Origin of the sequence: Peribacillus sp. RS7 (assembly GCF_041956845.1) — a bacterium.
Lineage (GTDB): Bacteria > Bacillota > Bacilli > Bacillales > DSM-1321 > Peribacillus.
On the sequence record NZ_CP168135.1, the window covers coordinates 5,122,215 to 5,147,453 of the forward strand.

A 25,239-nucleotide genomic window follows, 5' to 3' on the forward strand; every position below is an offset into this window, starting at 1 on the left:
ACCCCCTATAAAGCCTCCCTGTATCCCAATCATTCTAAGCATCTCAGAAAGGATGTATTCATTGTAAATGTTCATGTTACGCGTACATCACATGTAATTATAGTTCTGTTCAAGTGTGAAATCAAGCTAAAGTTATTCATTACGCGTACACTTTATTGTCATATGATGGTATAATGGATTTATATAAAAGGAGAGTAATAAAAATGATATTAAATAGATTAACTACATTAAGGAAGTGCAAAAGGTGGTCTTTGCAATATACGGCTGACAGGCTCGGAATCGCCAAGAGTACCTATGCAGGTTACGAATCGGGCCACCGCCGCCCTTCATTAGAAACGATTAATTTATTAGCCGGCTTATATGATACATCCACCGATTATCTTCTAGGTAGAGTAGATTATCCAGCTTCTCTGCCTAAAGAGGTTTCCACAGAATCACTTCAGGTCTTGGAATTAACCGATTTATCAAATATGAAGCTTTCTGTCGATGGAATTTCTCTTTCTGAAGAAGAAACGATTCAATTTATTGCTTTTATTAGAGCTAAGCGAGAAGTGGAAGTAAATCGAGATAAACTTAATAAAACAAAAGAGCCATTGGGCTAAGTTCTGGTAAGTGGAATCTGATATAACCTTTCATTTAGCAACAAATATACGAAATCAAATTGCTATTTTCCTGAAACATTTATGAGGGACAGAACCGTATGACATAAAGCAGGGTCTTATAGTTATAAAGTGGACTTATTGCACTATCTCCTGATAGTTGGGATTTAACTTACTTGGAAAATTAGGATATGGTAGGCTTGATAGATTCTTTAAGAACATGAACTCCCTTAACTTTTGTTAGGATAAGTTGTCCTCGTTATTGAAGTTCGCACTTTCATGACTAAAATGATCGCTATTTTTTTATGACAAGATAATATGTGTACAAATAGATTATACTACTAACTGGTCTGGGCTCTGCAATAAACCAATGTCCCGAGAAAGTAAGTTGGAGGTTTTTTATCATTTAATAGAAGAAAGTCGTCTTATCATAGATCCTCCATTATTTTTATCCTGATTTCCACTCTTCTTACAAAAAAAATTTAACAGATTTTTTTGTAATTCTTCCGTTTTCCCTCCATTTTTTCGCTTATTTACATTTAATCACTCCGACTTTCCCTCTTTATTATTTGCAATGACAGAAAAAACCATAGCAAAGCTCATGGTTTTTTCCCAATCTCATATATGGAAATTAATGAAATCTTTAAAAGAAAATACGAAGCTGAATGTTGGAATCATCATGAAGTGGAACATACGTTATTATTCATGTGCTGTTTTTCGGAAAGCGAAATTTTATAAGCCTTAAAAGAATAGGAAATTGCTTAAGCAAACAATAAAATTGCAATACCTTGCTAGTACTATCTTATGAGCATATTTAAAAAATGACTAAACTATATACTGCTTCCCAATAAATTAAGGCATCTCGTCTTCTTTTTCCCGATTTTTAAAAGCTTCATGTGTGACAATATCCTCTATCTGTTCATATTGTCGACTGTGTTCTTTCTCTTCGCTTATTCTATTATTAGGTAAATTCCCTGGATGTCCTTTTTCTTTGTGATTAAAATTTTTACCACGACTCATATTCATTCTCTCCTTTCTATTCTTGTTTGTTTAGTTTTCCCAAGCGTAAAAAAAATATGATTTAATTTCCCTTTTTACTGATCGTGAATCATTTTGTTAATAAGGAACTTTCATTCAAGGTTGACTCACATCTCATTGTTTCTTGCTTTAATGAAGGCTGTTTTACATTGTTGCCTTAAGCAGTTTGGCTAAAAAAGTAAAGGTGAATCTAAACCTGCTGCAAACCGGATACATTACTCTCTAAATCCCGAGAGATAGCACCTAATATTTCCAAATCCCTCCTTTCTCGTTCAATATTCGTCTAATTGTACATCATGATCCAAGCAATCAAGCGGCAAGATCTGCAACCACCGTTAAGTAGGCGCAATTCGGTCAAGTGCATACATGAAACGAATCACTTATTTCAGAGGCCCCTAGAAACAATAAGCAATCCTCCCTTTCCTTTCAATAACTCAAATCTGAATGAATAGACAAAAAGAACAGGAACCGCCTGATTAAGACGATTCCTGTTCTTTTTATTTTTTACAAGACGAGAGGGGGGGTTTTCCCACTTCTTACACAGCTTATAAAAACAGTTTGAAATCCAGAAAAAAGGCTATGAGGATACCACCTCAGATGGTCGCCACTTTCTTGAAATCTCTTCAATATGATGAGGTGCCGTTCTGCAGCAACCTCCAATCAAACGTGCCCCTGCATGGTGCCATTCTTCGGATTTCAGGTCGAACTTGTTACAAGATTCTTGACCATGCCATGTTTTGGTATCCGGATTATAAGTTTCACCAGAATTCGGATAAACAATAATTGGTTTTTTCGTGTTTGCACTCAACACATTGATAGCTTCCGTGACAACTGATACTGGTGCACAGTTAATGCCAATCGCTGCAATTTGCTCATTTTCCTCAAACAACCTCGTACACTCCTCCAGCAATGTACCGTCACTTATCGCTTTCTCATCTTTCAAGGAAAAGGATAGCCAAGCATACACTTCTGGATAATCTTTCAATAATGAATCCAATACTTTTGCTTCTTGAAGGGATGGAATCGTTTCAAATGCTAAGAGGTCAGCACCTGCTTCAATCAAAGCTGATATTCTTGGGCGATGAAATTCTGCTAAGGTTTCATCTGAAACACCATAGTTTCCTACATATTCTGAACCATCTGCAAGGTAAGCCCCATAAGGTCCAACTGATGCAGCAACCAATGGCTTAGGTCTATTTGTTTGCGTTTCATCCTTCCAATAATCATCCCTTGCTTTCCTTGCGAGTAACACCGTTTTCCGAATTAACTCCATGGCCTCTTTTTCTTGTATCCCACGCAGGGAGAAACCTTCAACGGTGGCTTGGTAGCTTGCAGTTATCGCACAGTCCGCTCCAGCACGAAAATAAGCAGAGTGAACCTTATAAATCACTTCTGGATTTTCAAGTAATACTCGTGCAGACCACAGGGGATCGTCCAAATCACATCCATACCGCTCAAGCTCTGTAGCTAGAGCTCCGTCCAGAATCATGACTGAATGATCTCGTAAAATAGCGTCAATTGGGTTTATTTTATTCTTCATGATTTTACTCCTCTTTTCTTTGAAGATTGTGTAATATAATAAGTTCCATAGCAAAACAAAATAAATGGAATACCACAATAAAGTGCTATCCGTTGTGTAGGGTCAAAGGCAATTCCTATACAAGAAGCAAGACAAAGCATGAAAGAAACGATTGGTACGAACGGATATAATGGTGTACGATAAGCCAAATCATTTACTGAATTTCCTTCTTTTATAAAACGTCTTCGGAATAGGAACTGTGAAGCGCTAATACTCATCCAAACTACAACCACGGCTAGACCCGAAATGGATACAAGGACGATATACACCGTATCCGGTGCAATAATACTCGAAAACAAGGCTAAGCCACCACCCAACATACTGAAAATGACTGCATTTATCGGAACACCTCTTTTTGTTAATTTTGCAAATATAGGTGATATCGTTTTCTTATCTGCAAGGGACCAAAGCATTCTGGAAGAGGCATATAGACCTGAGTTTGCAGCAGACAAAATGGCAGTTAAAATAACAAAGTTCATGATATCCGCTGCATATGGCACTCCAATTCGTTCAAGAACTGCAACAAAGGGGCTCTCTAATACGCTTGCATCCGAAACAGGCAATAATGCGGATAATACAACGATGGTTCCTACAAAAAAGATGATCAATCTCCATAATGTCATGCGGATTGCCTTTGGTATCGTTTTTTCTGGATTCACAGTTTCTCCAGCTGCAATTCCGATTAATTCAGTTCCAGAAAATGCGAAATTCACCGCAAGCATCGTCATTATAATGGCAAAAGCACCATTCGGAAATAAACCTGCACTTGTAAAATTGGAAAATAGCGGTGCTGATTGTGAGTTAGTCATTGGAATAAAACCTACCATTGTCGCTGCTCCCAAAATAATAAATATCACAATCGCAATTACCTTTATAGACGCAAACCAAAATTCGGATTCAGCGAAAAACTTAACGGTCCAAGCATTTAATGCCAAAACCAATATGGCAAATAGAGCACTCCATATCCAGACATTGATTGATGGAAACCATCGCTGCATCAACAATCCTGCAGCCGTGAATTCCGAACCTAGTGCAACAGTCCAGGTTAGCCAATATAACCAGGCTACTGTAAACCCTGTCCCTGGTCCGATGTATTTGGCTGCGTAGCTATGAAACGCACCTGTCTCGGGCATATGTACTGCCAGTTCACCTAGACATAGCATGACTAGATAAACCACTAATGCTCCAATCAGATACGAAAGGATGGTGCCAAACGGGCCAGCCTGCTGAATCGTATAACCCGAACTTAAGAACAAACCTGTTCCAATCACCCCGCCAAGCGATAGCATGATTAAATGCCGTGTTTTCATTTCCCTTTGAAATTCCTGTTTCCTTTTGTTCTCCATTCATACTCTCCTTTATCCTGCATCCAGAAAAAACGAAAACGCACTCTAAAAAGAGTGCGCTACTGACAAATAAAAACGTACGGTCTTATCTATCAAGGTTTCACCCCCTGGAATTAGCACAGTGTCTTAGCAGACCTGTTGCTGAGGTTTCATAGGGCCAGTCCCTCCACCTCTCTGGATAAGAAATTAATTTTTTATAACTTTATCAATCTATGAAAAAATTGTCAAGTTTTGTTTTGGAATATATAGAATTCCCTTTACATTCAGACGATTTTGTCACCTCCGGCATGATTGCTTGTTTTGGTACAGTCGCTCACCGTATTAGAATTGCAGATAATTCTAACCGGGAATAATTTTGGTATAAAAAAATGACGACATCTTAAAAGATGACGCCATTTTTTCTTTCTTATCACTTAAGGTCGTTCCATTTCAAATAATTCCCCTAGTTTTGTATAAGTATGACCCGCTAATCTTGCTACAGGTTTAAGCCCATTCTGGTCAATTCGGCCATTATGGTAAATATCTTGCTCTATATGATAGCAGACTATTTTCCCTATCAATAAATCACAACCAGGTTTATCTAGGGAACCTCCCAATGGAATCGCATGCTCTAATGTACATTCAAAGCGTACCTTCGCTTCTTGCAATCCTGGTACGGATACCTTATCACTAACAGCCGTCGTGAAATTGGTCAGGCCCAATTCACTTTCATCCGATGGGAGTTCCTTGGCCGTTCGATTTGCATCAGCAACATTGTTTTCATCAGTGATATGAACAACGAATTCCCCTGATTGAATTGCATTTCGGGCAGTGTCCTTTGAAACTCCTTCTTTCCGTTGAACAGAAATGGAAATCATCGGAGGATTTGAACTGACTATGTTAAAAAAGCTGAACGGCGCTATATTGATGGTACCGGTTTCGGATTGTGTCGTAACCAGAGCTATGGGTCTCGGTATAATGCTTCCAGTCAAAAACTTATAATTTTCCCGTTCAGTCAGACTTTCAGGATTTACTGAAATCATCTTCATTCCCTCTTTCATTCTTATATAAAGTTCTTATGAAACCATGAACCTGCTGCCTCGACCTCTGAACGTGTTAACTGATGACCGTAATTTTCCCAGTGAACTTCCACCGAAGCACCAGCTTGCAATAAAAGTTGATTAAGTTCATCCGTTTCTTCTGCCGGGCAAATCGGATCGTTTTTACCTGCAGCAATAAATACAGGTATTTCTGAGAGTGACGGCATAGCAATCCCGCGTCTAGGCACCATTGGATGATGAAGAATCGCTCCTTGTAGTGCCCCTTCGAAATGGAACATCAAACTTGCCGCTATATTTGCACCATTAGAATAACCTAATGCTACCACTCTGTCACGGTCGAAGTCATATTGTCCGGACGCTAGTTCCAAGAAGTCATTAAGCTCATTCGTACGGAAAATCAAATCTTCTTCATCAAAAACCCCTTCAGCTAACCGGCGGAAAAAACGAGGCATTCCATTTTCAAGTACATTTCCCCGTACGCTCAATACGGATGAACCCGGTGAAACCATTTCCGATAATGGCAAGAGATCTGTTTCCGTTCCTCCAGTACCATGTAAAAGCAAAAGTAACGGAGCTTCTGGATTACTTCCTTTTTGAAAAATATGCTTCATCATTTATCCTCCTCTAGTACTCTCGGCACTGCCGGCAGTAACGTTTTCTCCATGATTCCCCTTTTTTCTTCCAGCCATGGCGGCAGCATCAATTTACTACCCATCGTTTCCTTCGTCTCATCATGAGCAAAGCCAGGTGGATCTGTGGCAACTTCAAAGAGTATGCCTCCATCTTCCCGGAAATAAATGGCATCGAAGTATTGACGGTCTGTAAATGGGGTCACGCCATAGCCATTGTTACCGATATGTTCTCTCCATTCTTTATGATCTTCATTATCGCTTGCACGCCATGCCAGATGATGAACAGTTCCTACTCCGATTTTCCCATTTGGCAAAACGGTTTTTTTAACATCTATTAAATTTCCGATGTCCGATGTGGATTTGAAGCGGATGAAATCGTCCTCTTCCCCGATCTTTTGCAGGCCCATCACTTCCTCTAATAGTTCCATCGTTTTGATCGGTTTTGACGTAAATAATACAGCACCGCCGAATCCCTTGACCGCCTTATCAGCTGGTACACCGCCGAATGACCACTCGCTATTTTTACCTTCTTTACGCTCAACCAGTTCAAGTTGTAAACCATGTGGGTCTTGGAATTTCAGATATTCCTCACCGAAACGTGATGACTTTTCAAAGTCTATATTAAATTTACCCAAACGCATTTCCCAGAAGCCCATTGAACCTTCCGGAATGGCATATGTCGTAATCCCCACTTGTCCAGAGCCAATTGTCCCTCGGTATGCCCCAGGCCAAGGAAAGAAAGTGATGATAGTACCCGGTGAACCTGATTCATCTCCGAAATATAAGTGATAGGTGCCTGGATCATCAAAATTAACGGTTTTCTTCACCATACGCATTCCTAATACTCCAGCATAAAAATCCACATTCTCTTGAGGATTGCCTACAATTGCGGTTATATGATGTATTCCTGCATTTTGCTTTCGCATGCCGATTACTTCCTTTCCCTTTGATTAATTTGTTGATTTAGTATTCAGGGGTTTTAAATTCGATTCAATATCTTTTCTTTTCGATTCTAAAAATGGTGGCAGTGCGAGGTTCTCACCTAGGTGCTCCTCTGCTTCATCCACTGCAAAACCAGGTCCATCAGTCGCTAGTTCAAATAATATGCCATTCGGCTCCCTAAAATAGAGTGAACGAAAATAAAAGCGGTCCACATATCCCGAGTTCACGAATTTCGATTCACTAATTTTTTCTATCCATTTTCTCAGTTCTACTTCATTATCCACCCGGAAGGCAACATGGTGTACTCCGCCTCTCCCCAATCGTTCTCGGGGAATGTCATTCCTTTCTTCGACATGGACTTCCGCTCCTGTTCCTCCCTCACCTGTCTCGTAAACGACAATCGGATTTTGCCCCCTAATTGAGGATGGGTATGTGCCTGATTTCCTGAACCCCAATACTTCGGTAAGAACGCTTTGCGTTTGTTCAATATTGGGTACAGTAAGTTTAACTGGTCCTAATCCTAGTATGGAAAACTCTTGCGGAACCGGGCTTCCATCCCATGGTAACCCTCCTTGAACGCCTTTATTATCCTGATCGGAAACAAGAAGAAGCCTTTGCCCTTCAGGATCTTTAAAAGAAAGAACCTTCCTTTGAAAACGGGTTGATATTTCATCATGATCAACCTTGGATTCCACAAACCGTTTTTTCCAATAATCGAGTGCTTCATCATCCCTCACCCGTAAAGAAATTTCTGAAATACTATTGTTTCCTTCATGAGTGCGGGCAGCATTGGGAATTTCAAAAAACGTCAGTTCCGTTCCCGGTGAACCAATTTGGTCTCCATAAAATAAGTGATACACACGAATATCATCTTGATTCACAGTTTTTTTGATTAATCGCATCCCTAATACTTTCGTGTAGAATTCAAAGTTGTTTCCCGCTCTAGCTGTAATCGCCGAAACATGATGTAATCCTTTTAATTCCATCCGTACCACTCCTATCTTTATAAATCTCCCCTTAAGGAGATGAATTATCCGCCAATAATATCTCGAATTCGAGGTATCTAATCTGTTATACACAACACTTTTAATAAAAATATCTTGAATTAAAGATAAACGACATTTATAAATTTGTCAACCATTCCTGATTCAAATATTTCAAACCATTCACTTAATAAAATAATAATATCAGGTCAAAATAAGTCGGTATAATTAATGGAGGTGTGATATATGGCTAAAGATTTTTCAAGTGCAATTGAAGATAGGCGCTCATATTATTCCCTTAGCAAGGAAAGTGTCGTCCCTAATAAAAGGATTAAGGAAGTTATCGATCATGCCGTTCAATATTCCCCTTCCGCTTTCAACTCACAAAGTGCAAGAGTGATTGTTTTAACCGGGAAAAGCCACGACCAATTATGGGATATCACAAAAGAAACATTAAGAAAAGCAGTCGGTGACAAAGATTTTGAAAAAACGGAAGAAAAAATGAAGTCATTAAAAAATGGTTATGGTACGGTTTTATTCTTTGAAGATCAGGCCATTATAGAAAGGCTTCAAGAACAATTCAAAACGTATGCCGAAAACTTCCCGATTTGGTCTAACCAATCATCTGCCATTTTACAATTTGTCGTATGGACTTCCTTGGAAATTGAGGGGTTTGGTGCAAGTCTTCAGCATTATAATCCTTTAATCGATGACGAGGTGAGAAAGACATGGGATATATCACGCGATTGGAAACTCATCGCACAAATGCCTTTTGGAAAACCCACTGCAGAGCCTGGCGATAAAGACGTCTCACCACTTGAAGAACGAGTGAAATATTATCAATAATACATTAGGGCCGGCTCTACATACTGAGCCAGCCCTTACTTTTATTTCACTTTAATAATCTGGGAATGTCGCAAAGAATTTTGAAAATATCAATGACGCAAAGACCATAAATTCTACAACCGGCATGATGTTATTATACTCATTGTCGTTCAAAACGTACATTTCGCACCCCCTAGTAACCTATTGAATTGGGGAAGAACGCCCTGGTAGCCATTCCTTCAAATAAGATGGGAGTTGACCCGAATATTGTTTTGCAGCATGTCCACTTTTCAGTAGACTGAATGTCTTATCCTTGCATGTTAAATGCTCCATTACCGGATAAATCATTTCCTGTGGGACCAATCGATCATACTTACTAGCTATGACCAAAACACTAGCATCAATTTTTGATAGCTTCGCTTTTTTTCCCCTTACCTTGAAACCACCATTAACTAAGCTATTTTTTATCAAAAGTTCTTTGGTTATTTGTTTTGCGGCTGCTCCGGATAATGGTACATGCCCATTAGCCCAAGCATTGAAGCGGCGCCAATTTTGGACGTATTCCTCATCATCCGCTTGATTCAATAAAGATAAATAGGGTGATAAATAGATTGGAGATGTAATTAACCGGATTCCATATTTGACTGCACTGGCTGGGATCGTTTGATAAATGTCGATCGTCTCGTCAAAATTCGCGGTACCTTCCTTTAACGCTTCCTGCCATTTATCAAAAAATTCTGAGGCACTGAAATCTACCGGTGTAACGGAGAGGATCAAATTCTTGATTGGCTCGTCTGCAATAGCAGCATATATTGCGGCTATTGTACCGCCGAGGCAAAATCCCATAACTGTAATTTCTGATGCTCCAGAGTGGCGTAATGCACGCTGCACCCCTTTTTGAATATAATCGATGATATAATCTTCGATCGATATTTCACCATCTTCAAAGCCCGGGCTTCCAAAATCAAGCAAATACACATCAAAACCTTCATTTACAAAAGATTCTATTAAACTATTCCCTGGGGACAAATCAAGAATCAAAGGAGTATTGATTAGTGAATATATAAGAAAAACCGGTACATCATATTTTTTTTGTGCTGACGGATAATACCAAAGCGTTGATTTATTTTTTTTCCACACCGCTATTTTCGGCGTCAGTCCCACTTCAGGCATTGGCTGATTGGGAATATCCATTAAATGTTTCCATTTAGTTATGGATTCGGATTGAATTTTCGGCACTTTCCGCTTAGCCATTTGAATTCCCCTGTCCAATTGAATCGAACTCAGGCAACTGTGCACTTAACAATAAAGAGTTATTTATAAAATCCGATATCCTTTTTTTACTCCCTTCCATTTCATTGGATTCCAATCTTGATTTCTTTTTCATACTGCGCGATGAATTGGCATTCCGTTTATTGCGTAATGAAGAATTACCTTTGACAGTCCCTTCTCTATCCTCAACTAGTGTATAGACCAGCTCTTCTAACCTATCAATCTTTTCTTCGAGCTGGATGATTAATTTCGCTACACTCGCCACATCTTTTTTTGTTGGATAATTCATGATGATGGACATTCTTTCTGATTCTTCCTGCATCCTATTTATTCTTGGAATCTGCATTTGTGCATTATCGCTTATTCTTTCTATTAACTCACGATTATTTAGCAAATCCTTAATTTTATCATTCAGCTGCTGCTCTTTTTGTGTGCCTATCAGTTTAAGTCCTTTTAAAAAATTTGATTTTTCCGCCATATATATCTTCCTTCCTTCTCCTCCGTTTATACTACTGCCGATATTCCCCCGTCAATGATCAAAACATGACCAACCATATAGTCAGAAGCCTTTGAGGCTAAAAATACGGCAGCTCCCTTTAAATCATCATCATTGCCAAACCGGCCTGCCGGAGTTTTACCTAATATGTCATAGTTGGACTTTTCAAGAATATTCTTTGTGATCCTAGTCGGGAAAAATCCAGGTGCTATCGCATTGACTTGGATACCGTACCTAGCGAGCTTTACCCCTAAATCCTTAGTCAATGTAATGACGGCACCCTTACTGGTGTTATAAGCTATGGTATCCAATAGCTCTGGAAACGTCCCGCCAAGACCCGACACAGATGCAATATTTATGATTTTTCCGGAATTTTGCTGCTTCATGATCTTCGCTACAGCCTGCGAAAACAGGAAAGTACCTGTAACATTTACATTCAATACTTTTTCCCACTTATCCTTGGGAAGATCAAATAGCGGCCCTGACCAGGACGTGCCGCTATTATTGACAAGAATATCAATCGTACCGAATTGGGCAACCGTTTCCTGTACCACATGATCAATATCACTCTCTTTCGTGATATCACATTCAAAGGCAACTGCCTTAATCCCCATTGATTGCAAGTGTTCGCATACCTCTTTACATAAAGGAAGATTTCGTGAGGCAATGGCTATATTAGCTCCTGCCTCCCCCAACGCCATGGCGATCTGTTTGCCCAGTCCCCTACCGCCACCGGTAATGATTGCCGTTTTATTAGTCAAATCGAACATTTTACTTAAAGTAGTCAACTTTTCAGCCCTTCCGTAATGAATTATTATTTATATAACTAATCTATATTATTATAGAAAAGCCTATCCAATATGGTGCTTAAAATAGCCTAATGCCTCTGCCTTTTGTTTGACCAATCTTAACTCGACACACTGTAATTTTTTTCGTCGTTTGTGAGAAATTCGACCGATCGGGCACATTATTCGGCATTTTCGGAGATTATTCGAACAGATCGACACCTTTTTCGGCCATTTGGAATCTTAATTCGACGATTCAACACTTTCGAGCAAAATCGAATACATAACCTGTTTAATCGTTTACACTATTAGATATAGTAAGGAGGTTAAAAATATGACGTTACATCACTTTCATTTAACCGCGGAATGGCCTGGCGGCAGAAATGATATCGGCACGATTCAATCAGGAAATCTGCAAACACAGATAAGTATCCCTACGGAAATGGAGGGACCAGGGATTGGCACTAATCCCGATGAAATGCTGCTTGGAGCGGCCTCGACCTGCTATATCATTACCTTTGCTGCCATGTTAGAGCGAGCCCATATAGAAAAGGACAGCTTGACCATGCAATCGGAAGCCTTAGTGGATGTTACAAATGGTGTATTCACCTACAAGAAGATCATACATCGCCCTACACTAGTATTAGCACGGGATACATCAGAAAAAGTGGCTGAAAAAGCGAGGATACTTGCTGAAAAAGCTGAAACTTCTTGTATGATTTCAAGAGCGATCAAAGGTAATGTAGCGGTGGAATTGAACGTGACAATTTCCATATCACAACAACCTTGAACAGAAAAAGTGCCTAACCCTATATTGGGTTAGGCACTTTTTGAACTATTGAATTGCGTTCACTTTATTTTCAACCTGGCGGCACACTTCATCAGCCGTTAAACCATTTGCCTCTATGATAGACGCTTTTAATGAAGTATCGCTTATTCCCATCACATTACTTTCCATTCCTGTTACCACACAACAATCCACGTTTTTTGCGTCAGCTTCTTGTTTAATCTCCACAACATCAAAACCTTTTTCACGAAGTGCTTCCTGAATATTCGTTAATGATTCTTCAACACCGATTTTTGACATCAACACACACCTCCTCTACTTTCTAACCTGTCCTTTTTACCTTCAATATATGTATAGGATGCAAAGGAAATAGGGAAAGTAATATCGAGGTGATAAACATGAATGGTAAACACAAGAAAGATGCTTCACAAACTCGTTTAGGTTCTTCTCAGGTAGAGGGACAAGGTACCACTACGAAAGAAACCGGGTCCTTCACTCAACCATCTTCACTTAAAAAGCAAAAGCGTTCATGATAACCTAAACTATCATGGACTTCCGTGTACATGTTACACAAAAAACGCTTGGTTTAACAGCCAAGCGTTTTCCTCTGATTAATCCAATGTAAATGTAACATACCCAGTTTCCTTACTTTCGACCAGGCTCTTTTCTTATAGATTTTGCTTTCTGATTTCCTGCTGGATCTTAAGATCATTCAGGTGATCCCCATCTTTGGCTTTTGAACTCATTTTTGATCTCCCGGCTTCATCCTGGTTTAAATCACTTGCCTTTAAATTATTATCGGGAGCTGCTTGCTCATTCCATTTTGTCATCATGAACTCCTCCTCAGTCCTTTATCCTTCCCAAACCTAAGAATATTCATGAATATACCCCATCGTTTATTGCAAAGATACTAATGGAGGTGGTTTTATTGGAACCAAACAAACCCGGCAATAAGGATGTACCGGATTTTAAAGAGTTGAACGACCGTATCATCAGGGAACCTTCACAGAGTCCCCGTTTAGTAATTAAAACGAATTTGGATGCAAAGAATGTAAATGATGAGAATCCCTATACCGATCGGATCAACAGTGAGGGATTTGCTGATTTTTTTGAGGAATAAAACAAAACCGGCTTAATAAGCCGGTTAATCTTAAAAATATTTTTTCTTCCAAAAAATGAATGCTGTCGTCCCCGCTAAAGTGATGGCAATTAATAATGTAAAGATGAAAGCATACGGATTATGTTCAAATGGCAGTTCCACATTCATTCCGTAAAAACTTGCCACCATCGTCGGGAGCGTCAATATAATTGTCACTGAGGTTAGAAACTTCATCGCATTATTGACATTATTGGAAATAATCGAAGCGAATGCATCCATCATCCCGCTAAGAATCGAGAGATACACTTCTGCCATTTCAATTGCCTGAGCATTTTCGATGATTACGTCCTCAAGTAATTCTTTATCTTCTTCATACATTTTCAAATAATTAAAACGGAGGATCTTATCAAGTACTACCCGATTGGATTTCAATGATGTCGTAAAATAAACGAGGCTTTTTTCCAAAGCCAAGAAAGTATACAGTTCTTTATTTTTCATGGACTGATGCAATTCACGTTCCGCTTCATTCGTCATTTTGTTAATCTGTTTCAGATAACGTAAATAATAAGATGAAATTTCAAATAATAATTGTAAAGCAAACCTTGTTTTCTTATTGGTGAAAAACCCTTTGATCTTATTGTTTTTGAAATTCGCCAATATGGGTGTTTCTTTCAAAGATACCGTAATAAAACAGTCTTTGGTAAAGATCATCCCTATGGGAATCGTTTCAAAGATGGGTAAGTCGGCTTCGTCCCGGGTCAAATATGGAAAATCAACAATTATTAAAACATTATCATCTTCTTTTTCTATCCGAGGCCTTTCCTCATCGTCCAGCGGGTCTTTCATGAAATTGATCGGTAACTTCAAAGTCGTGCATATATAACTTATTTCAGCTTCAGTGGGCGCGACGATATTCACCCAGGAACCTTTTGTCATTTCCTCGATATTATTTAGGTGACGGTTTTCATCCGTCTTGTAGATTTCAATCATTAGTTGACCTCCTCTTCTATAGAGAAAGCCTTATTTACCTTCTTCGAGCAGATACTCAGGGAGAATAACAGTCTCGACTTCTAGCATCATATCGGCTTCCTCTTGCTTTCTGGGTTCAGGATCATAAGAACTGCTGCTCACTCGTATCCACTTCCTTTCGATTCTTTAATCTTAATCCTTATTCTTTTAAAGCACAATAACGAATTTACCACCTTGAATACCTGGTTTAAAATTCGCAATTATCTGTTTTTTTACCGATAAAATAAAGGGATAAAAAAATCGCTTGGGAATCCCCAAGCGATTTTTGATTATCCATGCTTTGCATTATTATAATAGTGAACACCATACATGGCGCCTTCATCCACCATTTTATTATCTTCATGATCATATGGATCAGGGTGACCTGCCTTTTCAATTACAGGGTCTAGCTCTGAAGCCTTCCTATTCCAAAAGCTTAATGTCTTATCTTTTGCATTGGACCATATGCCCTTCACTTTTACTCTGTTCGTTTTATTTGATAAAAATGAGACTCCGGCAACTCCGACTCCTAGTAATAATGCGTTTCTTCCTAATACCATCATTACCTTCCCCCTTTTTATTGGATTGATATATATATACCCAATGCCAGTTAATGTAAACCTTTATTTATATGGAGGCTTTTGATAAAAGAAATTAGGTTTCATTATTTCATTGTCATACGGCTTATGAAAAACGTGCGTCGTAGCTGGAGACACCGGTGGAATTAACCATGTCCAGTCCCCTGTTACTTTCCGGTCACACGAAGTTTCTTTTTCTTCGAATTTCTTGAACTGTTTAGCAGCAGTATGATGATCAACAATGCTGACTCCATGTTTTTTAAACGAATGTAGGACGGCATCATTCAGTTCGATCAAGGCTCGATCTTTCCATAAAGTCGAATCACGCTTAATATCCAAGCCCATCCTCTCCCCGATTGCTGGAAGCATATTGTAGCGTTCTTCATCAGCAAGGTTTCTGGCACCAATCTCCGTTCCCATGTACCACCCATTAAATGGTGCAGCTGAATAGGTAATACCGCCAATTTCTAGCCTCATACCAGAAATGATTGGAACTGCATACCATTTGATTTGAAGATCTTTGAACCATTTAAGCTCCGGGTGTGTGATTGGCACTTCTTTAACGAGACTTTCAGGAATTTCATGAAAATTAGGTGCTTTCCCTTCCAATTGGACTACAATGGGTAATATATCGAAAGGTCCAAATTTCCCTTCCCATCCCAATGCCATACATTTCTTAGTGAATTCTATTGAACTTGAATCGCCAATTACACCATTTTCCGTCTCATATCCAGCATAACGAATAAGCTGATGATTCCAAATATCCAATTTTCCATCATGATCTTTCTGTTTGAAAATTGTAATCACTGGCCTGATGTTTCCATTATTCGTAGCAAAGTCGATATGCTCAAACAGAGCCGATACAATTTCTTGTTCGCTTTGAATCATCCTTTTATCAATCACCCTCAGAGACTCCCAAAAAAAGCGACCGATGCAGCGATTACTATTACGCCAAGCTAATTTAGCACCATATACTAATTCTTCATATGTATGTTCATATCTGTCTGTTTCATTAATTTCCCTTTTGATTTGTTCAACCCTGTCATTTATTTCCTCTTCCGTTTTCAACAATTCCGGATAGCTTGTCCTGATAAAGGATACGGCCTCTTGCAGTAAATCACTCATCTTTCCCACGGATCCTTCCATTTGCATAACTTTGACTTCCATAATAAAGTAACATATTTTTCATAGTATCTCTAAATGAACACATTTTTTAAAGAGCATATCTTTTTAAAATGTGGCAATTCCGAGGCGGATTTTTTTTGTTGATACTTAAAGTAAGCTTATAAATTTCTTATACCATAACATCTCTAGTAACTAAATAATATTCGGTAAAGTTGTTACCTAAGAGGTAAATGCATTATAATATAATAATAATGGGGTGATATGATGAATAATACGACACTTTGTCCACGCTTTGAAAAAGGAATGCAAATCTTAAGTAAACGCTGGACTGGATTGATTGTCAATCAATTGCTTAATGGCCCTCAACGGTTTTGTAATATTGAATCTGCCTTCCCGATCAGCGGCAGGATTCTTTCTGAACGTTTAAAGGACTTGGAAATTGAAGGAATTGTAAAAAGGGACGTATATCCAGAGACACCGGTCAGGATTGAATATTCTTTAACTGAAAAAGGCAAGGCTCTTGCACCGGTAATGAACGAAATCCAAAAATGGGCACAAGAATGGCTCGAACCAATACAGAATCAATGAAATAGGCATTTGAAGAAAAGGGGGAAAGGTCGCCAGCTGGCGGACTTTCCCTTTTTTATATCTTGCATTTGTTTAAGCGCCTGCGACAAGTGGTATATTTTTTACAGATAGAATAACACTAGGGTTATTCCAAATTGAATGGGCGGTGAATTCATGAAGCAAGCAGATTGCATTATTATTGGTGGCGGTATAGCCGGTATTCAGGCAGCCATCCAGCTCGGAAGATATAAACATGATATTATCGTCATTGATTCTGCTCAAGGCCGCTCTTCCATAGCAAAGGCTTACCATAACATTCTTGGGTGGCCAGACGGGGTAAGCGGCAAACAATTAAGGACTCTGGGCAGACAGCACGCAGAAAAATTCGGTGTCGAATTCTTCGATGATACTGTGACATCACTTGAAAAAAAGCAGGACAAGTTTTTTATCCAAACAAAGAATGACATGGAATATCAAGCAAAAATGATTTTTCTCGGTACTGGCATCACTGATAACATCCCTCCAATCAAAAACATCTATCCAACTCTTGGGACATCCACTTATATATGCCCTGACTGTGATGGGTATGAGATCATGGATAAGCAAACCGTGGTCCTAGGAGGCGGAAATACAGGTGCAGGTATGGCCCTTACTCTACTATATTGGTCAAAAGATATCATTTACGTAAATCACTTGAAATCAAAAATTGATGATAAGTATCGGGAAAAGTTAAAGGAGAACCAGATTCCCGTATTTGAAGAGGAAGTCGTAGAGGTTCATGTAGATGCCAAACAGCAGTTAACCGCAATACAATTAGTTTCTGGTAAAATAATTGAAGCTGAAAAGGCATTCACTGCATTTAAAGGGAACAAACTCAATAATGGCCTCGCCCTACAATTAGGTGTGCAAGTAAACGAAAACAATCATGTCGTGATTCATCCCCGCACTAAAGAAACGAATATTAAAGGAGTCTGGGCTGGCGGCGACCTTGTTGCCCATTCCGAACAAGTCACCATATCGATGGGGGACGGGACCCAAGCAGCTATTTGGATTCATAAGAGACTGATGGGACAGCCACTTCCTTATGATTAACAACCTTTGGAATATTCAAAGGGCGACCTGTTTACCAGGCCGCCTTTTTCATTCATATTAATAAACTTTTTTGTCTAAGCCTTCTTTTATTAATCTACATTCGTTTCCTACCTTTAAAAACATTGACCAGAATGAGAATGACCGCGATGATAAGCAAGATATGTATAAAGCCTGCAGCCACTTTAAAGACTAAACCAAGAACCCATAACAATATTATTGCACCAATAATTGTCCAAAGCATAATAATCTCCTTTCCTTCCCTTCTCATATTCGATCTTTCATAATGAGAAGTTCCTTCAAAATTTTCAGCTTATATTTAAATTACCCATATCTTTCTGTAACAAACCCTTAGTGGGTGAACCCAAAAATATTACATAAAACTGTAAATGCTGTAAATGATAATAAATAATTAAGGAATCTTCCAATTGATAACCCCTTAAGGAAGAACTACAGATCTTTGAAGTTAGGCAAAAAATAAAGAAGGAGTCGTTCATTCATGAAAAAGTTTTTACTCATCTGTTTAACAGCCTGTTCCCTATTCTTAGTTAACCTGGATCACCCGTCTGCACAGGAAAATAAAACAAAACCGGAAAGTGTACAATTCACTGATGCTCAAAAATCGGAAATCGCCAAGATCCAAAAGCAGATACTCGCGGACAAAAAGAAATTGATTGAAAAATATGTGGAGTATGGCGCGCTTTCGAAAGAAGAAGCCGATAAAATGGTTTCACATTTTGAAAAACATTATAAAATGATGGAAGAACATAATTTTCAAATTCCTCCGCACCGTCCACATACACGACACATGCATAAGTGATTCTATGTTCTTTACCTATATAGCATGATAATCCGTCCAATAAAATGGCCGGATTTTTTTTTCATTTCTTTCGTCCTTGATAAATAAACCTTACGCGTTTACCATTTACTAAAGGATTTATATTTCCCTATAGCGAAATACATAACTATGAGAAATGAAAGGGTGAAAAGGATGAACAAAATAGGTATTACAGCAAGAGACTTATTTCACTTGAAATCAGTGACCGACCCAAAGCTATCACCGGATGGCAGCATGGCGGTTTTTGTCCAAACTAGAATTGATGAAAAAACGGAAAAATACATTTCCAATCTATTTATGTTCAGCCTGATTACGAATGAAACAAAGCAATGGACGTTTGGGGATAATCGTGATACATCACCTGCCTGGTCACCGGACGGCAAACATATCGCCTTTATATCAGACAGATCTGGAAAAAAGCAAGTCCATATCATTGGGAGCATTGGTGGGGAAGCTCGCCAGCTGACCCATTTCGTTAACGGAGTAACCAAACCTATTTGGTCTCCTTGTTCCACCAAGCTTTTGCTTTCTACCGGGCTAAAAGAGGGCGAAAACCTTAATACGTTTAAGGAAAATGATTTGTCCAATGAAGTTCATAGGTATGACCGGATTAAGTACAAATGGGATGGTAGAGGTTATTTCGATCAATTATATCAGCAGCTCGTAATAGTGGATGTTTTTAATGACGAATCCATATTGCTAACGGAAAACAATATCGATCACCACCCGAACGCATGGTCCCCTGACGGTCAGCATATTGCATTCATAAGCGGGGATGCAGAAAAAAGTGATGTTGAACTATTTTCTGATATTTTCATCATGGCCCTTGAAACGAACTCTCTTCAGAAGATAACGGATAGTACAGGTTTCTTTAGAGATCCGAAGTGGTCTCCAAATGGCGAATACCTTTCCTTCATTGGCCATAATAAAGATTTTGCCGGTGCCACCTTTTCAAATATTTGGTTGTACTCCATATTGGATCAATCGATTCAGTGTTTAACCGATGGTTGGGATGTTCAAATTGGAGATTCCGCAATTGGGGATTTCCAAATCGGAGCAGTCGACCCAGGCATTTTATGGACAAACGATAGCCAAGGCTTTTACTTTTTAATAAGCGATTACGGAAATACTGGAGTATATTATGGTTCCATTGAAGGAGCTATGTATCCATCCATACTTGATCCGCAGCATATATACGGACTGACTATAGATCCCGAAAGCCATCGTGCCGTCGTGGCGATTAGTACACCTGTTCATCCAGGTGACCTCTTTGCCTATAACCTTACTAATGGGGAAAAAGAACAAATCAGTTTTGTTAATGAGGATTTTTTAAAGGAAAAACATTTGTCCATGGCTGAACCCATTACTTTTCCATCTGTTGATGGACTTACCATCCATGGCTGGATCATGAGACCGACCGATTTTAATGAAAATCAAAAATATCCACTCATTTTAGAAATCCACGGCGGTCCGCATGCGATGTATGCCAATACCTATGTTCACGAATTCCAAACCTTGGCTAATGAAGGGTACACTGTGTTGTTCACTAATCCGCGTGGGAGTGTGGGATATGGTCAAGATTTCGTAAATGCATGCCGAGGCGATTATGGAGGCATGGACTATAAGGACTTAATGGCTGGAGTTGACCATGTTTTAGCAACGTATGATTTTATTGAGCATGAAGATTTGGGGGTATGCGGTGGCAGTTATGGAGGGTTCATGACAAATTGGATTATCGGTCATACCAACCGTTTCAAGGCTGCTGTGACTCAGCGTTGCATTAGTAACTGGCTAAGTTTTTATGGTGTCAGCGACATTGGCTATTATTTTACCGAGTGGGAAATAGGCGGCGATATCGTTAACTCTGCTGAAAAATTGTGGCAGCACTCACCTTTAAAATATGTTGCCAATGTGAATACCCCTTTACTTTTACTTCACGGTGAAAAGGATTTCCGTTGTCCCATTGAACAGAGTGAGCAATTTTTTGTCGCTTTAAAACGGCAAAATAAAGAAGCGGTACTTGTTTCCTTCCCGGATGAAACTCATGAAGTATCCCGAAGCGGATCCCCAAAAATGCGCTTGCAACATGTAGAAGAAATAAAAGGATGGTTCAATAAATATTTTTAAAAGAACGAAACTCCGTTAGCTTTGGCTAACAGAGTTTCGTTTTTAGTGTTGGATTTGATCTCTGTCCTCGGAAATTGAGCTTAGTGCATTTCCCGCCATTGAATTTGTCTGATTGTGTACAGCTAGGTCACCTAATGCCACGACTCCGACCAGCTTGTCATTTTCAATTATAGGGAGCCTTCTGATTTGTTCAGTACTCATTAACTCCTCAGCTTGCTCCACTGACATATCAGGGGTGCCTGTTACAAGATCCGTCGAAATAACATCAGTAATTCTAGTCGAATTCGGCTTTTTTTCGGCAACACAGCGGATAACGATATCCCTGTCTGTTATGACACCAACTAAATGGTTATTCTCCAATACAGGAATGACACCAACATCATCATCCTTCATTTTGACTGCTGCTTCATATATATTATCTTCCACAGTGCAACAGTCCACGTCTGTTGTCATAATATCTCTTAATGTAGTCAAGGATATCCCTCCATTTTTCATAAGTTGCTTGTTTATTTTTGACTTCTCAAGCGAAATTATTCATCAAACACAAACACGATTCATTCCACATATTTCCCGTGATCCGGTTTAGCCAATGAATCGAATTCATTAGCAAGCCTTGATAAACCCATTTCCAGTTCTTCCCCTTCAACAGGATACCCGTGACCCGTTACAGCGACAGCCGGTTTAAGACTATCCAACAACCTTACCGATTCCTTGGCAGCCTCCCAATCTGTTGTCAAATACCGTGGCGGTCCTGCTATTTCTTTCTCCTGTGTAATGACCTTATATAGTGAATCTTGCCTGACATTCACAAAAGCATCTCCAGCAATCAGACTTCGGTCACTTTCCCGGAAAAGTGAAATATGTCCTTTAGAATGGCCCGGGGTGTGAACCCATTTCCAACCGGAAAGCTCGGGAACACTATGATCCTCAGGCAATGGCTGAACTTTTTCATCCAGGTTGATTCCCTCATTCGGAAATATCCAAGAAATCTTGGCAACCATCCCCCCTTCAACAGTGGAATCTGGTTCAGGATAATTTTCCTGTCCCGTTAAATAAGGCATTTCTTTAATGTGGGCATAAACAGGAGCGTTCCAGTACTCCATTAACTCAATCAATGCACCAACATGATCGAAATGTCCATGTGTCAAAATAATGGAAGCAGGTGGATGATCTGGCCCGTAGATATCTTCAGCAGCTTTCTTTATTACCTCTGCTGAACGGGGCATCCCTGCATCTATCAATACCCATTTTTCATCTTTAGGTGAGCCTACAAAAATTACATTAACGATTTGGACGGGCAGACAATATATATCCTCTTTTACAATCTGGACATCTCCACTGGAAACTGAAGTCATTGGCAGGAATTTTTCATTCAAATGATTATCATCCATTTATGACCCTCCTAATTTGAACATACTGTTTTTTAAAGGATACCCTGTAAAAGAAAATAAAAAACAACCTATAATTTATATAGGCTGTTTCAGACTGTAGACAAATTCGAAGAAAAACCGAGTTTGTCTGCAGTTTTTTAAAAAAAGTTGCAGACAGAAATCCGCTCCCTTTCCACCGACTATCTGCCAAGCCTCCTCGGCGAAAGCATCTAGCGGAGTCTCGGCTTGCGATAAAACCGAGTCTTCTTTTAAATACATGGTTCGGGGTGCGACACTTCTGAACCCCCTTTTGTCAACAAACTGAGACAACCTATATATTATATAGGCTGCCTATTAGTATACATCCCTCCGGGTAAATACTGAAAAAGATACAATTAATGCAACCACCCACCAAACGAGCAAAGTAATGACGGAGGATAATAAGGTCATCCCTTCTATCGGTGGAGCCGTTCCGCTAATATAAGCGGTCAATTTCAAATTCACCATGAAGAAATATTTAGCTGATTCCCATGATGACACCATATTGTTCAATATTGCCCCGGAAATCAATGCAGCCAGCATGATGCCCATACCTGCAGGGGTGCTTCGCACTAAAACCGAAAGCATGAAAGAAAGGGTCCCTACAACTACCGCCACCAGCCAGACAAGCCCCAAATCCATCAATAGGAATTTCCATTGTTCAACTAACCTTACTTGACTGACATCCACATCAGCACCCTTCAATTCGAATCCGGTTATTACGGGTGCACCCCATCCTTGATACCCAAAAACGATACCTGATAAAAAATACGACAATATGGCTGTCATCGCCACGATAATTGAAACCGACAATAATAATGTTACATATTTGCTCAATAAGATTTTCCAGCGCTCCACTGGCCGTGTCAGCAGAAGTTTGATCGTACCTTGACTATTTTCGGAAGAAACCAAATCACTTGCCACGATCATGATCAACAGCGGAATAAATAAATCAATTGCATTTTCCAAAAACATGCGTGTAAAAGTAGCTGCACCTGGTTCTGAGGGGTTGATGTCATGATCCAGGTAATATTGCTGCTGTTTCAGACTTACTTCCAGCTGTTCCCGCCACTCATCCAGCATCCTATTTGAGCCCAACCGATTTTGGGTATCGATGATTTGCTGCTGAAGGGAGGCACGCCAATCATCAGTTCCCAACTTCTCCCGCTGCTCTTGCACTTGCTTGTATTGGGCATATGTAAACATCAACACTAAAATTCCGACGATGATACCTATTATGATTAACCGTTTCTTTGCCAGCAACTTCATCATTTCATTTTGAATCAGGTTATTCAATACCTGCACCTCCGACACCGGTAACTTGTAAAAATAACTCTTCCAATCCCGGGAGCTTCCGATTCATTTCATGCACCCTCACCCCTGCTTGGTTAAGTGCAGCATTCCATTCGGGTGTTTTGATTTCGTCATATGCTGTAATGATATACTCCTGATCTAAGGTAATATCGGTGAAACCGCTAAGGATTTCCGCTCCCTTTTGTATAGGCTCCAGCCTCCAAATCATCCGCTCTTGCGTGGATAATAGGCTTTCCACTGTATCCGTTTTAATAATTTCCCCACTTTTAATAATTGCGACCCGGTCACAAAGTTGCTGTATTTCACCTAATAAGTGTGAAGAAACCAGAACACTCATACCTTCTTCTTCAGCCAACTTTCTGATGAATTGTCGCATTTCACGGATTCCAGCAGGATCTAGACCGTTGGTCGGTTCATCCAAAATCAACAATTTAGGGCTATTCAGCATTGCCTGCGCAATTCCTAGTCGCTGCCTCATTCCTAAGGAATAGGTCTTCACTTTATCATGAATTCTCGCTTGCAGACCGACGAGTTCTATTACCTCGATCATTCTTGTTTCATCAACTTCAGGTAACATCCTTGCAAAGTGGAGCAAATTATCCCACCCGCTCAAAAATGGGTATAACTCTGGATTTTCAACGATGCAGCCCATTTGCTTCATTGCCTTCGTAAATTCCTGACGAACATCATACCCGCATATATGGATGGAACCGGAGGATGGCCTAATCAAACCAACCAACATGCGGATCGTCGTCGTCTTACCGGCTCCATTCGGTCCTAAAAAACCGAAAACCTCACCTTCAATCAGCTCAAAATCTATTCCTTTTATAATTTCCCTTTTGCCAATCTTTTTTTTCAAGCCCTTAACGGATAATGTCACTTGTTTCATCGTTCCTCATCCTCCCATTTTATTAAAGGAGCAACCCTATCAGCAATTAACCGATATCCCTTCTTATTTGGGTGAAATTTATCTGAATACAAATACTCATTTACCGACAATTGAAATAAATCAAACGTTGGAACGAAAATAGCATTTTTATAAAGAGCCACGACTTCTGCCGTTTCATTATTCCAGTCCCGCACGATCCGGTTCGTATCAAAGTCCTCATCCAAATCTATAAATGGATTATACAGGCCAAGCAATAAAATGGTAGCTGTATCATTGACATTATTGATATCTTTAAAAATTTCATGTAAATTTACCAAGTAATTCTTTTGTGATTCAGATATAGCTCCACTATCATAATCAAGCAGGGTCTGGCCTTTTTGAAATAAATCGTTGCCTCCGATTGTAACTAAAATAACATCAGCTGCCTGTATTTGGCGCTTCACTTCCGGTTGTTTCACTTGCTGTACCAATTCTTTAGACACTTGTCCATTAATTCCGAGGTTATGAATGAGCGGTTTTTTATCGTATTCACTCTTCAAATCTTCCACAACAAGTCCAACGTAGCCTTTACCTGTTTCATCACCTGTGCCACGTGTCAATGAATCACCTAATGCCACTACGGTAAAATCATCAGGCAGATCTTTTTTAACGGGGGGTTCTTCAATTGCTTCCATATCAGAAGTCCTTTTTCCATAATGGTCAATAATCGCCCATCCAAGGCAAAATAAAAAAAACAATCCGATAAGAGTTGATACAATGGTAGCGGCCAACACTTTTGGTTTGCTCAATAACACTCATCCTTCCATCCATTCTCTATCTTCCATTAAATCATATTATTTCCAAAAACAAAAAACTGATTGCTCTTGATACTA

Annotated in this window: 30 protein-coding genes and 1 riboswitch; of the genes, 9 read left to right on the top strand and 21 right to left on the bottom strand. The window is 39.5% G+C overall.

Annotated elements, in window-relative coordinates:
• Positions 1 to 203: 203 nt before the first annotated feature.
• Positions 204 to 602, top strand: a complete 399-nt coding sequence (locus ACDZ29_RS25350; protein ID WP_289316167.1) for a helix-turn-helix domain-containing protein — start codon at positions 204 to 206, stop codon at positions 600 to 602.
• Positions 603 to 1,451: 849 nt separating this feature from the next.
• Here the strand turns inward: ACDZ29_RS25350 and ACDZ29_RS25355 are convergent.
• The 7 genes from ACDZ29_RS25355 to ACDZ29_RS25385 form a co-directional block, all read right to left on the bottom strand.
• Complete coding sequence (locus ACDZ29_RS25355) at positions 1,452 to 1,619, bottom strand: hypothetical protein (RefSeq protein ID WP_162878727.1); 168 nt, start codon at positions 1,617 to 1,619, stop codon at positions 1,452 to 1,454.
• Between the two features lie 595 nt (positions 1,620 to 2,214).
• Positions 2,215 to 3,177 (bottom strand): homocysteine S-methyltransferase, encoded by a 963-nt coding sequence (gene mmuM / locus ACDZ29_RS25360; RefSeq protein WP_375089068.1) that lies wholly within the window; start codon positions 3,175 to 3,177, stop codon positions 2,215 to 2,217.
• Entirely contained in the window at positions 3,174 to 4,562 is a 1,389-nt protein-coding gene (gene mmuP, locus ACDZ29_RS25365) for an S-methylmethionine permease (protein ID WP_370015305.1), read from the bottom strand. The genes mmuM and mmuP overlap by 4 nt, the downstream gene beginning before the upstream one ends.
• Before the next feature lie 82 nt (positions 4,563 to 4,644).
• A riboswitch (SAM riboswitch) is annotated at positions 4,645 to 4,747 on the bottom strand.
• Positions 4,748 to 4,975: 228 nt separating this feature from the next.
• Positions 4,976 to 5,584 (bottom strand): flavin reductase family protein, encoded by a 609-nt coding sequence (locus tag ACDZ29_RS25370; protein WP_375089070.1) that lies wholly within the window; start codon positions 5,582 to 5,584, stop codon positions 4,976 to 4,978.
• A 20-nt stretch (positions 5,585 to 5,604) separates the two neighbouring features.
• On the bottom strand, positions 5,605 to 6,213 hold the full coding sequence (locus ACDZ29_RS25375) for an alpha/beta hydrolase (RefSeq protein ID WP_289325313.1): 609 nt from the start codon (positions 6,211 to 6,213) through the stop codon (positions 5,605 to 5,607).
• The gene (locus tag ACDZ29_RS25380; RefSeq protein ID WP_375089071.1) at positions 6,213 to 7,160 is read right to left on the bottom strand and encodes a ring-cleaving dioxygenase; all 948 of its coding nucleotides are present in this window, start codon (positions 7,158 to 7,160) and stop codon (positions 6,213 to 6,215) included. The genes ACDZ29_RS25375 and ACDZ29_RS25380 overlap by 1 nt, the downstream gene beginning before the upstream one ends.
• A 24-nt stretch (positions 7,161 to 7,184) precedes the next feature.
• A complete protein-coding gene (locus tag ACDZ29_RS25385; RefSeq protein WP_375089073.1) occupies positions 7,185 to 8,162 on the bottom strand; it encodes a ring-cleaving dioxygenase in 978 nt (325 codons plus the stop codon).
• Positions 8,163 to 8,405: 243 nt separating this feature from the next.
• Between ACDZ29_RS25385 and ACDZ29_RS25390 the strand changes: the two genes are divergently transcribed.
• Entirely contained in the window at positions 8,406 to 9,005 is a 600-nt protein-coding gene (locus ACDZ29_RS25390) for a nitroreductase family protein (protein WP_375089074.1), read from the top strand.
• 180 nt (positions 9,006 to 9,185) lie between these two features.
• Here ACDZ29_RS25390 and ACDZ29_RS25395 read toward each other — a convergent pair whose 3' ends face one another.
• Genes ACDZ29_RS25395 through ACDZ29_RS25405 form a run of 3 tightly spaced genes read right to left on the bottom strand, consistent with a single transcriptional unit; the run spans position 9,186 to position 11,522 of the window.
• Complete coding sequence (locus ACDZ29_RS25395; protein ID WP_375089075.1) at positions 9,186 to 10,238, bottom strand: alpha/beta fold hydrolase; 1,053 nt, start codon at positions 10,236 to 10,238, stop codon at positions 9,186 to 9,188.
• A complete protein-coding gene (locus ACDZ29_RS25400; RefSeq protein ID WP_375089077.1) occupies positions 10,231 to 10,734 on the bottom strand; it encodes a hypothetical protein in 504 nt (167 codons plus the stop codon). Before ACDZ29_RS25400 ends, ACDZ29_RS25395 begins: the two co-directional genes overlap by 8 nt.
• 26 nt (positions 10,735 to 10,760) lie before the next feature.
• Entirely contained in the window at positions 10,761 to 11,522 is a 762-nt protein-coding gene (locus tag ACDZ29_RS25405) for an SDR family oxidoreductase (protein ID WP_370015312.1), read from the bottom strand.
• Between the two features lie 349 nt (positions 11,523 to 11,871).
• Between ACDZ29_RS25405 and ACDZ29_RS25410 the strand changes: the two genes are divergently transcribed.
• Positions 11,872 to 12,327, top strand: a complete 456-nt coding sequence (locus ACDZ29_RS25410; RefSeq protein ID WP_289325319.1) for an OsmC family protein — start codon at positions 11,872 to 11,874, stop codon at positions 12,325 to 12,327.
• Positions 12,328 to 12,372: 45 nt separating this feature from the next.
• Here the strand turns inward: ACDZ29_RS25410 and ACDZ29_RS25415 are convergent, their stop codons facing one another.
• The gene (locus tag ACDZ29_RS25415; protein ID WP_289325320.1) at positions 12,373 to 12,624 is read right to left on the bottom strand and encodes a YkuS family protein; all 252 of its coding nucleotides are present in this window, start codon (positions 12,622 to 12,624) and stop codon (positions 12,373 to 12,375) included.
• 98 nt (positions 12,625 to 12,722) lie between these two features.
• On the opposite strand from ACDZ29_RS25415, the gene ACDZ29_RS25420 reads away from it, so the two are divergent.
• Positions 12,723 to 12,857 carry a YuzL family protein gene (locus ACDZ29_RS25420; protein ID WP_089363323.1) on the top strand — a complete coding sequence of 45 codons (135 nt, stop codon included), beginning with the start codon at positions 12,723 to 12,725 and terminating at the stop codon, positions 12,855 to 12,857.
• Between the two features lie 135 nt (positions 12,858 to 12,992).
• Here ACDZ29_RS25420 and ACDZ29_RS25425 read toward each other — a convergent pair whose 3' ends face one another.
• Positions 12,993 to 13,154 carry a hypothetical protein gene (locus ACDZ29_RS25425; RefSeq protein ID WP_289316155.1) on the bottom strand — a complete coding sequence of 54 codons (162 nt, stop codon included), beginning with the start codon at positions 13,152 to 13,154 and terminating at the stop codon, positions 12,993 to 12,995.
• A 98-nt stretch (positions 13,155 to 13,252) separates the two neighbouring features.
• Between ACDZ29_RS25425 and ACDZ29_RS25430 the strand changes: the two genes are divergently transcribed.
• Positions 13,253 to 13,444 carry a hypothetical protein gene (locus tag ACDZ29_RS25430; protein WP_289316154.1) on the top strand — a complete coding sequence of 64 codons (192 nt, stop codon included), beginning with the start codon at positions 13,253 to 13,255 and terminating at the stop codon, positions 13,442 to 13,444.
• A 30-nt stretch (positions 13,445 to 13,474) separates the two neighbouring features.
• Here ACDZ29_RS25430 and ACDZ29_RS25435 read toward each other — a convergent pair whose 3' ends face one another.
• From ACDZ29_RS25435 to ACDZ29_RS25445, 3 genes are all read right to left on the bottom strand, one after another.
• Entirely contained in the window at positions 13,475 to 14,413 is a 939-nt protein-coding gene (locus tag ACDZ29_RS25435) for a magnesium transporter CorA family protein (RefSeq protein ID WP_289316153.1), read from the bottom strand.
• A 308-nt stretch (positions 14,414 to 14,721) separates the two neighbouring features.
• On the bottom strand, positions 14,722 to 14,994 hold the full coding sequence (locus ACDZ29_RS25440) for a hypothetical protein (RefSeq protein WP_375089079.1): 273 nt from the start codon (positions 14,992 to 14,994) through the stop codon (positions 14,722 to 14,724).
• Between the two features lie 60 nt (positions 14,995 to 15,054).
• The gene (locus tag ACDZ29_RS25445; protein ID WP_375089080.1) at positions 15,055 to 16,134 is read right to left on the bottom strand and encodes a nitric oxide synthase oxygenase; all 1,080 of its coding nucleotides are present in this window, start codon (positions 16,132 to 16,134) and stop codon (positions 15,055 to 15,057) included.
• A 264-nt stretch (positions 16,135 to 16,398) separates the two neighbouring features.
• On the opposite strand from ACDZ29_RS25445, the gene ACDZ29_RS25450 reads away from it, so the two are divergent.
• A complete protein-coding gene (locus ACDZ29_RS25450) occupies positions 16,399 to 16,722 on the top strand; it encodes a helix-turn-helix domain-containing protein (RefSeq protein WP_252281196.1) in 324 nt (107 codons plus the stop codon).
• Between the two features lie 153 nt (positions 16,723 to 16,875).
• A complete protein-coding gene (locus tag ACDZ29_RS25455) occupies positions 16,876 to 17,793 on the top strand; it encodes an NAD(P)/FAD-dependent oxidoreductase (protein ID WP_375089082.1) in 918 nt (305 codons plus the stop codon).
• Between the two features lie 94 nt (positions 17,794 to 17,887).
• Here ACDZ29_RS25455 and ACDZ29_RS25460 read toward each other — a convergent pair whose 3' ends face one another.
• Entirely contained in the window at positions 17,888 to 18,034 is a 147-nt protein-coding gene (locus ACDZ29_RS25460; protein WP_289316149.1) for a lmo0937 family membrane protein, read from the bottom strand.
• Between the two features lie 255 nt (positions 18,035 to 18,289).
• Between ACDZ29_RS25460 and ACDZ29_RS25465 the strand changes: the two genes are divergently transcribed.
• Entirely contained in the window at positions 18,290 to 18,610 is a 321-nt protein-coding gene (locus tag ACDZ29_RS25465; protein ID WP_375089084.1) for a YckD family protein, read from the top strand.
• A 171-nt stretch (positions 18,611 to 18,781) separates the two neighbouring features.
• Positions 18,782 to 20,755, top strand: coding sequence for a prolyl oligopeptidase family serine peptidase (locus tag ACDZ29_RS25470; RefSeq protein WP_375089085.1), 1,974 nt, complete (start codon positions 18,782 to 18,784; stop codon positions 20,753 to 20,755).
• Between the two features lie 42 nt (positions 20,756 to 20,797).
• Here the strand turns inward: ACDZ29_RS25470 and ACDZ29_RS25475 are convergent, their stop codons facing one another.
• The 5 genes from ACDZ29_RS25475 to ACDZ29_RS25495 form a co-directional block, all read right to left on the bottom strand.
• The gene (locus ACDZ29_RS25475) at positions 20,798 to 21,229 is read right to left on the bottom strand and encodes a CBS domain-containing protein (RefSeq protein ID WP_289316146.1); all 432 of its coding nucleotides are present in this window, start codon (positions 21,227 to 21,229) and stop codon (positions 20,798 to 20,800) included.
• A gap of 80 nt (positions 21,230 to 21,309) precedes the next feature.
• Complete coding sequence (locus ACDZ29_RS25480; RefSeq protein WP_375089087.1) at positions 21,310 to 22,146, bottom strand: MBL fold metallo-hydrolase; 837 nt, start codon at positions 22,144 to 22,146, stop codon at positions 21,310 to 21,312.
• 333 nt (positions 22,147 to 22,479) lie between these two features.
• On the bottom strand, positions 22,480 to 23,460 hold the full coding sequence (locus ACDZ29_RS25485) for an ABC transporter permease (protein WP_375089088.1): 981 nt from the start codon (positions 23,458 to 23,460) through the stop codon (positions 22,480 to 22,482).
• Positions 23,453 to 24,367, bottom strand: coding sequence for an ABC transporter ATP-binding protein (locus tag ACDZ29_RS25490; protein WP_375089089.1), 915 nt, complete (start codon positions 24,365 to 24,367; stop codon positions 23,453 to 23,455). The genes ACDZ29_RS25485 and ACDZ29_RS25490 overlap by 8 nt, the downstream gene beginning before the upstream one ends.
• Complete coding sequence (locus tag ACDZ29_RS25495; protein WP_289316142.1) at positions 24,364 to 25,155, bottom strand: SGNH/GDSL hydrolase family protein; 792 nt, start codon at positions 25,153 to 25,155, stop codon at positions 24,364 to 24,366. The genes ACDZ29_RS25490 and ACDZ29_RS25495 overlap by 4 nt, the downstream gene beginning before the upstream one ends.
• Between the last annotated feature and the right edge of the window lie 84 nt (positions 25,156 to 25,239).

Excerpts from the sequence above, each read along its gene's own strand:
- ACDZ29_RS25400 (WP_375089077.1), bottom strand. The coding sequence starts at position 10,734 with ATGGCGGAAAAATCAAATTTTTTAAAAGGACTTAAACTGATAGGCACA.
- ACDZ29_RS25420 (WP_089363323.1), top strand. The coding sequence starts at position 12,723 with ATGAATGGTAAACACAAGAAAGATGCTTCACAAACTCGTTTAGGTTCT.
- ACDZ29_RS25480 (WP_375089087.1), bottom strand. The coding sequence starts at position 22,146 with ATGGATGATAATCATTTGAATGAAAAATTCCTGCCAATGACTTCAGTT.
- ACDZ29_RS25405 (WP_370015312.1), bottom strand. The coding sequence starts at position 11,522 with ATGTTCGATTTGACTAATAAAACGGCAATCATTACCGGTGGCGGTAGG.
- ACDZ29_RS25445 (WP_375089080.1), bottom strand. The coding sequence starts at position 16,134 with ATGAGTGATTTACTGCAAGAGGCCGTATCCTTTATCAGGACAAGCTAT.
- ACDZ29_RS25415 (WP_289325320.1), bottom strand. The coding sequence starts at position 12,624 with ATGTCAAAAATCGGTGTTGAAGAATCATTAACGAATATTCAGGAAGCA.
- ACDZ29_RS25460 (WP_289316149.1), bottom strand. The coding sequence starts at position 18,034 with ATGCTTTGGACAATTATTGGTGCAATAATATTGTTATGGGTTCTTGGT.
- ACDZ29_RS25425 (WP_289316155.1), bottom strand. The coding sequence starts at position 13,154 with ATGACAAAATGGAATGAGCAAGCAGCTCCCGATAATAATTTAAAGGCA.
- ACDZ29_RS25490 (WP_375089089.1), bottom strand. The coding sequence starts at position 24,367 with ATGAAACAAGTGACATTATCCGTTAAGGGCTTGAAAAAAAAGATTGGC.
- ACDZ29_RS25455 (WP_375089082.1), top strand. The coding sequence starts at position 16,876 with ATGAAGCAAGCAGATTGCATTATTATTGGTGGCGGTATAGCCGGTATT.
- ACDZ29_RS25470 (WP_375089085.1), top strand. The coding sequence starts at position 18,782 with ATGAACAAAATAGGTATTACAGCAAGAGACTTATTTCACTTGAAATCA.
- ACDZ29_RS25350 (WP_289316167.1), top strand. The coding sequence starts at position 204 with ATGATATTAAATAGATTAACTACATTAAGGAAGTGCAAAAGGTGGTCT.
- ACDZ29_RS25465 (WP_375089084.1), top strand. The coding sequence starts at position 18,290 with ATGAAAAAGTTTTTACTCATCTGTTTAACAGCCTGTTCCCTATTCTTA.
- ACDZ29_RS25385 (WP_375089073.1), bottom strand. The coding sequence starts at position 8,162 with ATGGAATTAAAAGGATTACATCATGTTTCGGCGATTACAGCTAGAGCG.
- mmuM (WP_375089068.1), bottom strand. The coding sequence starts at position 3,177 with ATGAAGAATAAAATAAACCCAATTGACGCTATTTTACGAGATCATTCA.
- ACDZ29_RS25370 (WP_375089070.1), bottom strand. The coding sequence starts at position 5,584 with ATGATTTCAGTAAATCCTGAAAGTCTGACTGAACGGGAAAATTATAAG.
- ACDZ29_RS25440 (WP_375089079.1), bottom strand. The coding sequence starts at position 14,994 with ATGATGGTATTAGGAAGAAACGCATTATTACTAGGAGTCGGAGTTGCC.
- mmuP (WP_370015305.1), bottom strand. The coding sequence starts at position 4,562 with ATGGAGAACAAAAGGAAACAGGAATTTCAAAGGGAAATGAAAACACGG.
- ACDZ29_RS25410 (WP_289325319.1), top strand. The coding sequence starts at position 11,872 with ATGACGTTACATCACTTTCATTTAACCGCGGAATGGCCTGGCGGCAGA.
- ACDZ29_RS25380 (WP_375089071.1), bottom strand. The coding sequence starts at position 7,160 with ATGCGAAAGCAAAATGCAGGAATACATCATATAACCGCAATTGTAGGC.
- ACDZ29_RS25390 (WP_375089074.1), top strand. The coding sequence starts at position 8,406 with ATGGCTAAAGATTTTTCAAGTGCAATTGAAGATAGGCGCTCATATTAT.
- ACDZ29_RS25375 (WP_289325313.1), bottom strand. The coding sequence starts at position 6,213 with ATGAAGCATATTTTTCAAAAAGGAAGTAATCCAGAAGCTCCGTTACTT.
- ACDZ29_RS25435 (WP_289316153.1), bottom strand. The coding sequence starts at position 14,413 with ATGATTGAAATCTACAAGACGGATGAAAACCGTCACCTAAATAATATC.
- ACDZ29_RS25450 (WP_252281196.1), top strand. The coding sequence starts at position 16,399 with ATGAATAATACGACACTTTGTCCACGCTTTGAAAAAGGAATGCAAATC.
- ACDZ29_RS25355 (WP_162878727.1), bottom strand. The coding sequence starts at position 1,619 with ATGAGTCGTGGTAAAAATTTTAATCACAAAGAAAAAGGACATCCAGGG.
- ACDZ29_RS25395 (WP_375089075.1), bottom strand. The coding sequence starts at position 10,238 with ATGGCTAAGCGGAAAGTGCCGAAAATTCAATCCGAATCCATAACTAAA.